The organism is Segeticoccus rhizosphaerae (assembly GCF_005222685.1).
In the GTDB taxonomy this organism is placed as follows: domain Bacteria; phylum Actinomycetota; class Actinomycetes; order Actinomycetales; family Dermatophilaceae; genus Segeticoccus; species Segeticoccus rhizosphaerae.
Map to the genome: position 1 here is coordinate 19,274 of NZ_SWMA01000029.1, position 13,629 is coordinate 32,902.

Sequence of the window (13,629 nt, forward strand, 5' to 3'; positions counted from 1 at the left end):
GTGTTTCCAGGAGGCTGTTCGATGTTCACCCGTGTCGCCGTCGTCAACCGCGGAGAGGCCGCGATGCGGCTGATCCACGCGGTGCGTGAGATCACTGACGAGGGCGGGTCGCAGGTGCAGACCGTCGCTCTCTACACGGACGCGGAGCGCAACGCGACCTTCGTGCGCGAAGCCGACCTCGCCTACCCCCTCGGTCCTGCGTCGGGTCGCCCCTACCTTGACCTGCCGCTGCTCGAGCGCGCCCTTCGGGAGACCGGGGCCGATGCCGCCTGGGTGGGCTGGGGCTTCGTTGCCGAGGATCCGGCGTTCTCCGAGCTGTGCGAAAGGATCGGTGTCACGTTCATCGGCCCGAGCGCCGAGGCGATGCGCAAGCTCGGTGACAAGATCGGCTCCAAGCTGATCGCCGAGGAGGTCGGCGTCCCGGTGGCCCCGTGGAGCCGCGGACCGGTCGAGGACCTCGACGCCGCGCTCGCGGCCGCGCACTCGGTGGGATACCCGTTGATGCTCAAGGCGACCGCCGGTGGCGGCGGGCGGGGGATCCGCGTGGTGACGTCGGACGACGAGCTGGCTGACGCCTTCGAGCGCACCCGCGACGAGGCCGCTCGGTCGTTCGGGAGCGGCGTGGTGTTCCTCGAGCGGCTCGTGACCGGCGCGCGCCACGTCGAGGTGCAGGTGATCGCCGACGGCCAGGGGACCGCCTGGGCACTGGGCGTGAGGGACTGCTCGATCCAGCGCCGCAACCAGAAGGTCATCGAGGAGTCGGCGTCACCGGTCCTCACCGACGCGCAGAACCGCGGGCTCAAGGCGTCGGCCGAGCGACTCGCCGTCGCCGTCGGCTACTGCGGCGCCTGCACGGTCGAGTTCCTCTACCACCCCGGCGACCAGTTCTTCGCCTTCCTCGAGGTCAACACCCGGCTGCAGGTCGAGCACCCCATCACCGAGGTCACGACAGACTTCGACCTGGTCAAGGCGCAGCTGCACGTCGCCTCGGGCGGCCGCCTCGAGGGCACGGCACCGCCGGAGACGGGCCACGCCGTGGAGGCACGGCTCAACGCCGAGGACCCCGACCGCGACTTCGCGCCGGCGCCGGGGCGAATCTCCTTGCTGCGACTGCCGTCCGGGCCGGGCGTCCGCGTCGACACGGGCGTCAGCGAGGGCGACACCATCCCTGCCGACTTCGACTCGATGATCGCCAAGGTGATCGCCTACGGCCGCACCCGCGACGAGGCCCTGGCGCGGCTGCGCCGGGCGCTGGACGAGACCACCGTGGTCATCGAGGGAGGCGCCACCAACAAGAGCTTCCTGCTCGACCTGCTCGCCCAGCCCGAGGTGATCGACGGCAGCGCCGACACCGGCTGGATCGACAGGGTGCGGGCGCAGGGCCGGCTGGTCGAGCACCGGCACTCCGGTGTCGCCCTCGCGGCCGCCGCCATCCAGGGCTACGAGGAGGAGGAGCAGGTCGAACGCGCCCGGCTCTTCGAGACCGCGCACGGTGGCCGGCCGCAGGTCCAGCACGAGATGGGCAGGGTGATCGAGCTGAAGCTGCGCGGCGCGTCCTATCGCGTGACCGTGGCCCGGACCGGTCCCGACCGCTTCCGCGTCGCCATCGGTGACGACGGTGACGCCGTCGTCGTGGACGCCGAGCTCGAGCGGTTGGACGGTTTCACCAGCAGGCTCACCATCGCCGGTCACCGCTACCGCCTGGTCACGGCGACCCACGGCCCGGTGCACCTGGTCGAGGTCGACGGCATCACCCACCGGGTCAGCCGCGACGAGGGCGGCGTGCTCCGGGCGCCGGCCCCCGCGCTGGTTGTCGCGACCCCGGTCGGGGTCGGGGCGCAGGTCGAGGCGGGAGCGCCCGTGCTGGTCCTGGAGAGCATGAAGATGGAGACGGTGCTGCACGCCCCGTTCGCCGGGACCGTGCGCTCGCTGATGGTGTCGGCCGGCAGCCAGGTCGAGTCCGGCGCGCCGCTGCTGCGGCTCGAGGCGATGCCGCAGGAGGACGCGGCCACCACTGCCGCCCCCGAGCAGGCGGTCGTCGACCTGATGATCCCCACACCGGCGGCCGACTCGTCCGCGGCGGACCGGGCGGCACGTTCACTCGAGGACCTGCGCAGCATGCTGCTCGGCTTCGACGTCGACCCGCAGGAGCAGATCAGGACCCTCGACGCCTACCTGGCCGTGCGTTCCGAGCTGCGGGCTGAGGGAGAGACCCCGGTCGTCTCGGAGCTGGACGTGCTGTCGGTCTTCGCCGATCTCAGTGAGCTGATGCGTGCCAAGCCGGCCGGCGACGAGGCTCGGGGCGACACCCAGGTGCACAGCCCGCGCGAGCACTTCCACACCTACCTCCAGAGCCTCGACATCGACCGGGGCCGGCTGCCCGACACCTTCCGGTTACGTCTTGAGCGGGTCCTGTCCCACTACGACATCCACGACCTCGAGCGGACACCGGACCTGGAGGAGGCAGTCTTTCGCATCTTCCTGGCCCAGCAGCGCAGCGCGGCCGACGTGGTGGTCGTGACGACCCTCCTCCAGGCGTGGATCGCAGATCCGCTCCCGGGCGCCGGCGAGCAGCAGGTCCGCGAGGTGCTCGACCGGCTGGTCGTCGCCACCCAGCTGCGCCATCCCGTCGTCGGTGACCTGGCCCGCAGCGTCCGGTTCCGGTGGTTCGACCAGCCGGAGGCGGACGCCGCCCGCAGCCGGGTGATCGCCGGTGTGCCGGAGGAGCTCGACCGACTGGCCGCAATGCCGGACTCGAGCGAGCGGGCCGCCCGCATCGACGAGCTGGTGGCCATCCCGGAGCAGCTGGTCCGTTTCCTGGCCGAGCGCATCGAGGACGGGCGCTACGCCACGCCGGAGCCGATGCTCGAGGTCCTCGTGCGGCGCCACTACCGCGAGCACCAGCTGCACGACCTGCGCGTCCTGGCAGTCGACGGGCGGCCGTTCGTGTCGTGCGACTACACCGTGGACGGGCGACCGACCCGTGTCGTCACCACGGTGGGCGCGGTCTCGGAGCTGGCCACCGCCAGCGGTCTGAACGCCCAGCTCACCGCGCAGCTCGAGGACATGCCCGAGGGGCTCACCGGGGCCGTGGACCTCTACCTCACCTGGCCCGACGAGCCCGAGTCGGCGCAGGCGGCCTCCGACGAGCTGCGCTCGATCCTGTCGGCGGGCCCCCTGCCCGGGCTGGCGCGACGGATCGCCGTGGCCGTCTCGCCCGGTGGAGGTCGGCCGGTGAACTACTTCACCTTCCGGCCCTCGGCGGAAGGGCTCGTCGAGGACGACCTGGTGCGCGGCGTGCACCCCATGGTGGGACGCCGGCTCAACCTCTGGCGGCTGCGCAATTTCCGGGTCACCCGGCTCGAGGCGCCCGAGGACGTGCTGCTCTACCACTGCGTCGCGCTCGACAACCCGGCCGACGAGCGGCTCGTGGCGCTCGCCCAGGTGCGCCGGTTCGCGGTGACCCGCAACGCCGAGGGCGAGGTGACCTCGGTGCCGCACGGCGAGCGCGCGATCGCCGCCTGCCTGGAGGCCATCCGCCGGGTGCGGACGGAGCGCGGGCCGGCCGGCAGCCGCCTCGACATGAACCACGTGTGGCTGCACATCTGGCCCACCGTGGATGCCGGCCTGGACGAGATCGGCGTTCTCCAGCGGACCATCGCGCCACTCACCGCCGGCGCAGGCATCACCGAGGTGCTCGCCCAGGGACGGATCACCGGCCCGGACGGGGCCGACCGCCCGCTCGCGGTGCGGTTCTCCTACGAGCCTGGAGCGGGTGTGGTGGCGGCGGTGCAGGACGCCCCCAGCGACCTGCTCAAGCCCTTGGACGACTACGACCAGAAGGTGCTTCGGGCACGGCGCCGCGGCACGGTCTACCCCTACGAGCTGGCCGGCATGCTGGCGGGGCGGGGCGGCTCCTTCGTCGAGCACGACCTCGACGACCAGGGCCAGCTCGCCCCGGTCGAGCGCCCGGCCGGCCTCAACAAGGCCGGCATCGTCGTGGGCGTCGCCTCCACGCCCACCGATCGTCATCCCGAGGGCGTGACCCGGGTCGTGCTCCTCGGCGACCCGATCAAGGCGCTCGGTGCCGTGTCCGAGCCGGAGTGCACCCGGATCATCGCGGCCATCGACCTCGCCGAGCTCGAAGGGCTGCCCGTGGAGTGGTTCGCGTTGTCCGCCGGCGCCAGGATCTCGATGGATTCGGGCACGGAGAACATGGACTGGGTGGCTCGGGCACTCAAGCGGATCGTGCTGTTCACCCAGGCCGGCGGTGAGATCAACGTCGTGGTGGCCGGCATCAACGTCGGCGCCCAGCCCTACTGGAACGCCGAGGCGACGATGCTGATGCACACCAAGGGAATCCTTGTGATGACGCCGGACAGCGCCATGGTGCTCACCGGCAAGCAGTCGCTGGACTTCTCCGGCGGGGTATCGGCCGAGGACAACTTCGGCATCGGCGGCTACGACCGGGTGATGGGTCCCAACGGGGAGGCGCAGTACTGGGCGCCGCACCTCGCGGGCGCCCGGGACATCCTGATGTCCCACTACGACCACAGCTACCTGGTGCCGGGCGAGTCCGGTCCGCGCCGTGCGCCGACCACGGACCCGATCGACCGTGACGTCTCCAGCTATCCACACGACATACCCGACAGTGAGTTCGCGACCGTCGGCGAGATCTTCTCGGCGACGTCAAACCCCGACCGCAAGAAGGCGTTCGACATCAGGACGCTGATGCGAGCCGTCTCCGACCAGGACCTGCCGGTGCTCGAGCGCTGGGCCGGCATGGCCGACGCGGACACCGCCGTGGTGCAGGACGTGCACCTCGGCGGCTGGCCGGTGTGCCTCGTCGGGATCGAGTCCAGGTCGGTGCCCCGCCGCGGGTTCCCGCCGACCGACGGCCCCGACACCTACACCGCCGGCACGCTGTTCCCACGGTCGTCCAAGAAGGTCGCCCGAGCCCTCAACGCGGCCAGTGGCAACCGGCCCGTGGTGGTCCTCGCCAACCTGTCCGGGTTCGACGGTTCGCCCGACTCACTGCGCAACCTCCAGCTCGAGTACGGCGCCGAGATCGGTCGCGCCATCGTCAACTTCGACGGCCCGATCGTCTTCTGCGTGGTCTCTCGCTACCACGGTGGTGCGTTCGTGGTCTTCTCCAAGGCGCTCAACCCGCAGATGACGGTGTTGGCCGTGGACGGATCGTTCGCGTCCGTGATCGGCGGTGCTCCCGCGGCGGCTGTGGTGTTCTCCCGAGTGGTCGACGGCCGCACCGCGGCGGACCCGCGGGTGCACGAGCTCGAGACCCGCATGGCGGGCGCGGTCGACGCGCACAAGGCCGGGCTGGCGACGGAGCTGGTCGAGCTCAGGGCGAGCGTGCGGGCGGAGAAGCTCGGTGAGGTGGCCGCGGAGTTCGACGGGATCCACAGCATCCACCGGGCGGTCGAAGTCGGCTCCGTCGATGCCGTCATCGCAGGTCACGAGCTTCGACCGCGGCTGGTGCGGGCCATCGAGGAGTCCCTGGCCAAGGGTTCGTCCGACGGCTGAGAGCGACCCTCCGGTTGAGGTATCCGGCGCGGGGGAGCAGCATCCAGAGGGTGGTGGTGAACGGGCGCAGCGAACCTGACGCCGAGAAGTCCTCGGCGCGCCCGGGGAGGTATGCCCGCCTCCGGATGACGATCGGCCGGCACCCGGCCGACGTGGTGCGTCTGGCCATCTCGGCGGGCGTGGTGCTGCTCTGCCTCGCGATCGCTCGAACGCCTGGGGTCAACCCGGTCGAGCTGGCCATCTTCAACGAGGTGCAGCAGCTGCCGCAGTGGCTGCAGGGCGTCCTTCGGGTGGTGGGCTGGGCCGGATCCTGGCCGGGAATCGTCGTGACTGCGGGAATCGCCTTGTATGTCGGCCGGATCCGCATGGGCGTGGCCCTCACCTCAGCGGCGGCGCTGGGCTGGGTGCTGGCTTGGGTCATCGCCTGGCTGGTGGGGCCACGACCGTTGTCGAGCTCGGAAGTGGCCACGATGCTGCACCAGCCGGGGTCGGCCGGCTTCGCCTTTCCCTCGCCGGAGACGGCCGTGGCCGCTGCCCTCGTCACCGTCGCCGCGCCCTACCTGCGCCGGGGTCCGGCACGACTCGGGTGGCTTGCCGTCGTCCTGGTGGGCGCCGCCGGGGACGTGATCGGCAACCACCTGCCGTTGGGCATCTTCGCTGGCGCGGTCCTCGGCTGGGGGTGCGGCACACTGTTCCACCTCGTCCTGGGGGCGCCGGGCCGGCGCACCACGGAGGCGGGCCTGGTGCTCGTCCTCGAACGGGCCGGCGTGCACGTGAAGAGCGTCTCGCCGGTCGCCCGGACCTGGTTGCACCCGTTGGAGTACGAGGTGGTCACCACTGACGGAGAGCCGCTGCGGATGAAGATCGTCCGTCGGCTGCACCGCGTGGCCGGCCCCACCTACCGGCTGCGCCGTCTGCTCGCGTCCCTGGAGGTGGAGTTCGAGCCCAGACTCTCCACGACCCGGCACGAGGTCGAGCACGAGGCCTACGTCAACCTGCTGGCGCAGAGGGCGGGCATCGGCACGGTCCCGGTCCTGTTGGCCGGCGAGTTCGAGCACGGACCGCCTTTCCTGATCATGCGGCACGTGCCGGGGCGGCGACTGTCCACCTTGGCGTCCCGCGAGGTCGACGACGAGCTGTTGGACGGCATCTGGGCTGACGTGCGGGCCCTGGCGGAGGCCCAGATCTCGCACCACGACCTGCGTGCTGACACGATCCTGGTCGATGCCGAGGGGCAGCCGCGCATCACGGACTTCACGTTCAGCCGAGTGGGTGGACCCTCTGCCGGGAGGCCCCAGGACTTCGCGGACGTGCTGGTGTCACTGGCGTCCGTGGTCGGGGTGACCCGCGCCGTCGACAGCGCGCAGCGGACGCTGGACGAGGAGGACCTGGAGCGCGTGCTGCCCTGCCTGCAGCCGCTGGCGCTGCGCCGGCGCATGCGCCGGCAGCTCGAGGACGAACGGACCCTGCTCGCCGACCTGCGCGAAAGGCTGGCCGACCAGCTCGGTTGCGAGGTGCCGCAGTTCCGTTCGCCGGTGCGCGCGACCACCGTCGCGATCATGCTGGCCGTCGGCCTGGCGATCTACCTGTTGCTCCCGCAGGTGGCCAGCCTGCCGCAGGTCCTCACGCTGCTGAAGGACGCGCACTGGATCTGGTTGGGCGTGGCCATCGCGATGGGCGTGCTCTCGATCGTGGCGGCATCGGTGAGCCTGATCGGTTCGAGTCCCACCCCACTGCCCTTCTGGCGCACCACAGCCGTCCAGCTGGCGGCCACCTTCACCGGTCGTACCACCGCGGCCGGGATCGGCTTCTACGCGATCAACATCGTCTACCTCGAACGGCTCGGACTGCGCCGCTCGCGGGCCGTGGCGGTCCTCTTCCTCAACCGGGCGGTGCACGGTCTGGTCACCGGGATCCTGACGTTGCTCGGCGTGCTCGCGATCGGGGCCGCCGCTCCCATCGGCTCCCTGGCCGTGCCCAGCGAATGGGTGATCATCGTCGTGCTGGTGCTGATCGCCATCGTGGCGGGTGTGCTCGCGTCCCCCTGGGGTCGCCGCCGGCTGCTGCGCCCAGCCCTGCGCGGCCTTCGAGAGCTGGTCCGCGAGCTGCTGCCCACCCTGCGCCATCCCGTCCTCGCCACTGAGCTGCTCGTCGGGTCGGTCGCGTTCCTGGTCTTCCAGGCGCTCGGCCTGGCGGCGACGCTGCGCGCCTTCACTCCCGACTTCTCCGTGGTGGCGGTGATGTCGGTCTACATCGTCGGGGCGACCCTCGGGCAGCTGGCGCCGACACCCGGAGGTCTCGGGACGGTTGAGGCGGCGATGGTGGCGGGACTGACCGCCATCGGCATCCAGTCGGGAGAAGCGGTCGCGGCGGTGCTGGCCTCGAGGCTGCTCACGTTCTGGCTGCCGATCCTGCCGGGGTTGGTGGCCTTCCGGCTGCTGCAGCACCACCGCGTCGTGTAGAGGTCAGCTGGAGCCCGAGGAGGCCGCGCGACAGACCGAGTTGTGGCGAAAGTCACTCTGAACAAGGGAAATCCGGCGCCGGAGGGGCCTGTTGTACCAAATACCATGGTGCGGGGCAACCCACGACAACGATCTATCCCAGAGGAGGCAGAACCAATGCGTACTGACGCAACAGGAATGACCAACGTGAAGGTGCGCAACGTGCACGGAGCCCGGCTGGCGCTCGGCGTCGTGGCCGCTGTCTTCTTCGCCGTCATGGCTCCCGTCCTCCTCGTGAACGGTGCTGCTGCGCTCCTCGTGGTCGGCTCCGTCGTCCTGGCCCTCCTGGCCGGGCTCGATGCGACCGTCAGCGCCGACGCACTGTTGCACGGCCCCGCCACGGTGGTCGCCACCAGCGTGCCGGAGCACGGCTTGGCCGCCTGAGCCGCCACTCCGGACCCGACCGGCCGGTGGGCACCGTGAACGCGGTGTCCACCGGCCGAGTTTTGTCCTTTTCCGGTCAGGCCACCCGGTCCACGCGGGTCGGGTGCGACGCCAGCCCCACCATGCGGCGGCAGTGCGCCGGGAGCCGGGCCAGGGCGGCGCGGACCGCCTCCTCGTTCTGCGCGTCGGCGAACTCGACTTCGTCGGCAGCGCGCAGGACCAGGTGCAGGCACTCTCGCCGGGTCGTGGCCGCCACCCATGCCGGCAGCGCCCCGGGCCCGGTCAGCTCCGACAAGTGGCCGAGGGCACGGGTGAGCACCACGCGCGTGACGTGGGCCGTGTCGGCCTCGCAGAGATGGCAACGGCGGCAGATCGCGCACACCAACGCCACGTAGCGAAGGACGAGCTCCTGCCAGGCCGCCTCGTCACCGGTTGCGGCAGACCTGACGAGGACGTCCGTCGGGGTGCGTTGGTCATGCCTCTGGTCGCTCTCAGTACTCATCGGCGCGCCCTGGTCGTCCATCGGCCGGCCAGCCCGACGGGCGGCGCAGGCCGACGAGGGACCGCCCGACATGGTCCCTCTTCGAGGTCTCGGCCAGGTCCCTCCAGGCAGTCGGACCGTCGACCCCGTCGCTGACCCGGGCGGCGATGGCGCCGGCGACGGCGGCGGCCGCGAAGGCGGAGCCACCCCACCGGCCGAGGCCACCGGTGCCATCCCGGTGCACGTCGCAGGTGCTCACGACGTCGGCCCCGGGCGCGAGGGCGTCGACCCAGGGCGCGTCCGGGGTGGAGTCGGCCGGCGCTTCCCCGTCGAGCGCGCCGACGGCGACGACACGTTCCATTGCCGCCGGCCACACCGGTGCGGGTGCCATCCCGTCCGACGCGGGTCCACCGTGGTCGCCGGCTGCGGCCACCACCACGGTCCGCGGGCCGACGGCGCGCACCGCCTCCTGCAGCACCATCGGGGGACGGCCGTCGTCGGTGCGACAGCCGACGCTGAGCTGGATGACGTCGGTGTCCCGCGCCCCGAGGTCGGCCAGATCCTTGGCGAGCGACCATCCGTCGGTGGTCCCGTCGTCCCGGAGACCGGCGCGCAGGTCGACGACGGCTCCGGGAGCCTGCCGCAGCACCAGACCCGTCACGAACGTCGCGTGGTCCGCGTCCCCTCGGTCGCTGATTCCGTCGGCCGTGGCCAGGTCCCGGGCGGCGGCGATCACGGCGCCGTCAAGCCATGGGTGGGGCCGCAGCCGCGAGTCGACCACCCCCACGCGCGCGCCGTTGCCGGGGAACCGCCCCCGGGGGAGCACGTCACCGGGGCTCGAGCCGACGGGCACCACCGACGAGCCGGTGACCCGCTCCAGCAGCCGGTTCTTTCCCAGCGCAGGCAACCACCCGGCATACCGCTGCGCGAAGAGGCGTCGCAGGCAGACCAGGGTGAGGTCCAGGTCAGCAGCCTCGGCGCCCGCATCCTCGGCGCGCGCCACGGCTTCGTTCACCCACGACCGGAACTGTCGGCGCACCTTGCTCACGGCGGCGGAGGGTTCGAGGCAGACGAGGGCGAGGCCGAGGCGCTCGTCCTCGTCTGCGACGCGAGGACTGGCGCCCCACGTGTCGAGCTGGTGCAGGACGAGCCCGAGATGGGGCAGTCCCACCACCAGGTGGTCGCCGTAGAAGCGCTGTTGCTGTCCGCGCACGATGCGCTCGGTCCTGCCCTTGCGGTAGATCATCGTCGTCGCCCGTCTGTGGCCGCCGCTGTGTCATCGGAGAGGACCGGGGCCGTGCCCTCCCTGATACGTCGCCGCCGGGACTTTTTTTCTCCCGCGAGGAAGATCCGTGACCAATTCTTGACCAGCACGTGACATACCCGCCGGGGGTGTGTAGATTCGTGTCCGCTGCCGACGGGGCAGTTCTCCGGGTGGCTCGCCGAATCCTGCCGCCATCGCGGAGATCCACAGACCGCACGGCAGGAGCGGGGGACCCACTTCGGGGCGTCGAGAGATGCCCCTCGGGGTGAAGCGTCCGTGTGTTCCACCGGTCGACACGGGGTCGTCGAGTCGGGGGAGCAGGCGGAGGCCGGGTGATACTCCCACCCGAACCCGACAGCTGACCTCGCAGGCGTCTGGAGAGGCCAGACCCGCGTGTCCACGAAGACCCCCGGGCGCCACCGCGCCCCGAGCCGATTCTCGTTCCGTCCCGCCGCGCAGGCGTCCGCTGTCGTCGCCGTGACCGGCGGCCTCGTCCTCGCCATGGCACCGACGGCCGGTGCCGTCGGTCCGCCGGCCGCCGCACCTGCCCCCACCGCCGTCACCCCGGCCGCGGTGACCACCACGGTGCTTGCGAAGCCGGCCAGGTGGCACACCATCCGGTATGGCGCGCGGGGCGCCATGGTGCGGAAGATCCAGCGCGTCGTCGGTGCCCACCCCGACGGAGTCTTCGGCCCGAGGACGCTGCGAGCCGTCAAGCGCTGGCAGTCGCGCCACCACATGGTGCGCGACGGCATCGTCGGGCCGAGGACGGCCGCCACGATGCGGTTGGTCCGGCACGTGGCGAAGAGGGTCAATAAGGCTCCGGCACGCCACACGACGAAGGCTCCGTCGCGCAGCCTCAAGCGGAAGGCTCCGGTGAACTCGATCGTCTCGATCGCCAAGCGCTACACCGGCATCTACTACCGCTTCGGCGGCACGACCCCCCGCGGGTTCGACTGCTCGGGTTTCACGCAGTTCGTCTACCGGAAGGCGGGCGTCAACCTGCCCCGGACCGCCGCAGGCCAGCAGCGTCGCGCCCACCGGGTCGCCCACCCGCGTCCCGGCGACCTGGTGTTCTTCGGTTACCCGGCCCATCACGTCGGCATCTACGCCGGTCCGGGCCAGATGTTCGACTCGGGCAAGCCCGGGCTGCGCACGCAGAAGCGCCACATCTTCAGCGGGGTCTCCGGCTTCGGTCGCGTCTGAGGTTCTCCTTGCACCCACACGACGGGGCCGGGCAGGTTCGCACTCCTGCCCGGCCCCGTCGTGGTTCGCTGCCGCGCGGCGATGCGGCCCGTGACGGGCGACGGCAGGTAGCACAGTTGACTCTCCGTTGCCCGAACTTTGGTCAAATCCTGAACAAGATTTGGCATTGGCTGCGTTGACCGCAGGACGTGCGTCGGGAGAGAGTGGGCCGCGCGAGAGGCTCACGGGCCTTTCGCGTCCCCGACGGTGACGACAGCGCTGCTACCTCGCAGTTCTGGCGCTCATCAACGTGCCGTCGACCTGCCCTGAGCGGATTCGCCTGACCCTCTCCCCACACCGGCACCGCGCCGGCCACGGGCGAGCCGCGAGCGGCCGGCGTCGGCTCAACCCTGGAGAAGTCACGTGAGCCGCACCCGATCCCGCCCTGTCCGCTCCACCCGGCGACGCCTCGTCCCCGCCCTCGGCGCCGTCGCGCTGTCCTGCGGGCTCCTCGGCGCGTCCGCACCCTCCAGCCAGGCGATTCCGTCCCCCCTCGCCAGCGCTGCCGACTTCAGCCTCGTGCCCATCGTCGGCCAGCTGTCGGCTCATGCCCCCCAGAGGATTGCCGAGTTCGCGCACAACGCAGCGCGAATGGGCCGCGCGGTGCGGGCCGAGCCCACCACCAGCCACCCCTCGGCCCGCCCGTCGCCGGCGACCCCTCCTGCGGCTCGGGCAACGTCTCAGCCGGCCCGCGCCGCCTCACGCAGTGAGGTTGCCCGGACGAGACGTCCTGCCGTCCCGAGCTCGACCGCGACACCGACTGCCTCACCCACACCGCGCCCGGCGCCGAGCAAGGTCACGCCTCGTCCGACCCAGACGCCCAGCCCCACCACGACGCACACGACCGAGCCGACGCTCACCCGCGACGGGCTGATCGCCTCGGTGGCGCGTCGCTATGGCATCACCGTCCACCCCTACGACAACCCGAGCGCGCCGGGGCACTGGGGCACCACAGACCTGTCGAGCTGCCAGGTCTGGGTGGGTCTTTCGACACCGATGGACCGCATCGAGGACGTCATCAAGCACGAGTACGGCCATGTGCTGCAGTGCCGCAAGCACACCTGGGAGGGCGTCTCCACGATCGAGCTGGAGCGCATCGCCGACGCCGTGGCGCTGCGGCTGGGTGCGCACTGGGTGCACTACACCTACTCGCCGACCGCCAGCGAACAAGCAGCAGCCGCAAGGCTTCTGGGCTAGCCGCCACGCGCGGTCCTCGCCCGCCGGGTGGACGCGGCGGCCGGCTCAGGCGGGGGAGTCGGAGCCGATCTGCTGCGCGAGGTACTGCGCGGTGCCCACGATCTTGACGGCCTCGAGCTGCCCCTCGAACCAGTCGGCGTGAGTCTCCTCGTCGCGGGCCATCTCCTCGAAGACGGCGGCCGAGGCGTGGTCGGCCAGGTCGTGGCACTCCTTGGCGGACGCGTTGAACTGGGCCACTGCCGCCTTCTCGCTCTCGAAGCCGAGCTGGAGCATCTCCTCGGCCGACTCGCCGACCTGGATCGAGCCGAGCTTCTGGACGTTCGGGTGGCCGTCGAACATGAGGATCCGGCTGATCAGGTCGTCCGCGTCCTTCATCTCCTCGATCGACAGGTCATAGAAGACCTTGCCGAGCCGCGCCAGCCCCCAGTTGTCGAGCATGCGCGCGTGCAGGAAGTAGGTGTTGGTGACGGTCAGTTCCACAGTGAGCGCGTCGTTGAACAGCTGGACGATGCGAGGGTTGACGGGCTGCACGGCGGCCTCCGGGATCGGGAATCGTGTGGTCGCGTCATGCTTTCACGGCAGCCCCGCGGAGGGAAGGTATGCCGTGCGTCGCCGAGCACACGAGCGTCCGGCCCGCGGGTGCAGACCTCGTGAGCAGGGGCTCAGCTGGCGGCGGCGGTGGTGGCCGGCTGCAGTGGCGCCTTGCCCTCGTGCTCCACGAGGACGCGCTTGAGCGAGAAGACGCACCCGCCGCAGTCCTGCCCCGCGCCCGTGTCGCGGCAGACCTGGCCCAGCGTGCAGGCGCCGCGCTCGATCGACTCGCCGACGGCGCGGTCGGTGACGACCTTGCAGTGGCAGACGATCACGCGGGGCACCCTTCAAGAGGTAGGCAAGGCTTACCTGCGTAAGGCTAGCCTGCCGAGCGCCTGCGCGCCAAGGTGGCGCGGGTCACATCGGGAGGGGGAGGATCATCGAGGGACTGCCGAGGAAGCGCCCGGAGCCAGACGGCGAGTGAC

Annotated in this window: 9 protein-coding genes and 1 riboswitch; of the genes, 5 read left to right on the forward strand and 4 right to left on the reverse strand. The window is 71.4% G+C overall.

Annotated features, from left to right (window positions below; translation table 11 throughout):
• Positions 1 to 21: 21 nt before the first annotated feature.
• The 3 genes from FCN22_RS16420 to FCN22_RS16430 all read left to right on the forward strand — a co-directional run bounded on the left by FCN22_RS16420 (position 22) and on the right by FCN22_RS16430 (position 8,426).
• Entirely contained in the window at positions 22 to 5,541 is a 5,520-nt protein-coding gene (locus tag FCN22_RS16420; RefSeq protein WP_137122645.1) for an ATP-binding protein, read from the forward strand.
• Between the two features lie 50 nt (positions 5,542 to 5,591).
• Positions 5,592 to 8,003 carry a flippase-like domain-containing protein gene (locus FCN22_RS16425; protein WP_137122646.1) on the forward strand — a complete coding sequence of 804 codons (2,412 nt, stop codon included), beginning with the start codon at positions 5,592 to 5,594 and terminating at the stop codon, positions 8,001 to 8,003.
• 177 nt (positions 8,004 to 8,180) lie between these two features.
• Positions 8,181 to 8,426, forward strand: a complete 246-nt coding sequence (locus FCN22_RS16430; RefSeq protein WP_137122647.1) for a hypothetical protein — start codon at positions 8,181 to 8,183, stop codon at positions 8,424 to 8,426.
• A gap of 76 nt (positions 8,427 to 8,502) precedes the next feature.
• On the opposite strand, the gene FCN22_RS16435 is transcribed toward FCN22_RS16430, so the two are convergent.
• Together FCN22_RS16435 and FCN22_RS16440 are read right to left on the reverse strand one after the other, a co-directional pair.
• Positions 8,503 to 8,928, reverse strand: a complete 426-nt coding sequence (locus FCN22_RS16435; RefSeq protein ID WP_137122648.1) for an RNA polymerase sigma factor — start codon at positions 8,926 to 8,928, stop codon at positions 8,503 to 8,505.
• Entirely contained in the window at positions 8,918 to 10,153 is a 1,236-nt protein-coding gene (locus FCN22_RS16440; protein WP_137122649.1) for a S8 family serine peptidase, read from the reverse strand. Before FCN22_RS16440 ends, FCN22_RS16435 begins: the two co-directional genes overlap by 11 nt.
• A 194-nt stretch (positions 10,154 to 10,347) precedes the next feature.
• Positions 10,348 to 10,553, forward strand: a riboswitch (cyclic di-AMP (ydaO/yuaA leader).
• Positions 10,554 to 10,564: 11 nt separating this feature from the next.
• Between FCN22_RS16440 and FCN22_RS16445 the strand changes: the two genes are divergently transcribed.
• Together FCN22_RS16445 and FCN22_RS16450 are read left to right on the forward strand one after the other, a co-directional pair.
• Positions 10,565 to 11,377 (forward strand): C40 family peptidase, encoded by an 813-nt coding sequence (locus FCN22_RS16445; RefSeq protein WP_137122650.1) that lies wholly within the window; start codon positions 10,565 to 10,567, stop codon positions 11,375 to 11,377.
• Positions 11,378 to 11,779: 402 nt separating this feature from the next.
• Positions 11,780 to 12,613 (forward strand): hypothetical protein, encoded by an 834-nt coding sequence (locus tag FCN22_RS16450; protein WP_137122651.1) that lies wholly within the window; start codon positions 11,780 to 11,782, stop codon positions 12,611 to 12,613.
• A gap of 45 nt (positions 12,614 to 12,658) precedes the next feature.
• Here FCN22_RS16450 and bfr read toward each other — a convergent pair whose 3' ends face one another.
• A complete protein-coding gene (gene bfr / locus FCN22_RS16455) occupies positions 12,659 to 13,144 on the reverse strand; it encodes a bacterioferritin (RefSeq protein ID WP_137122652.1) in 486 nt (161 codons plus the stop codon).
• A 131-nt stretch (positions 13,145 to 13,275) separates the two neighbouring features.
• Entirely contained in the window at positions 13,276 to 13,479 is a 204-nt protein-coding gene (locus FCN22_RS16460; RefSeq protein WP_137122653.1) for a (2Fe-2S)-binding protein, read from the reverse strand.
• Positions 13,480 to 13,629 lie beyond the last annotated feature (150 nt).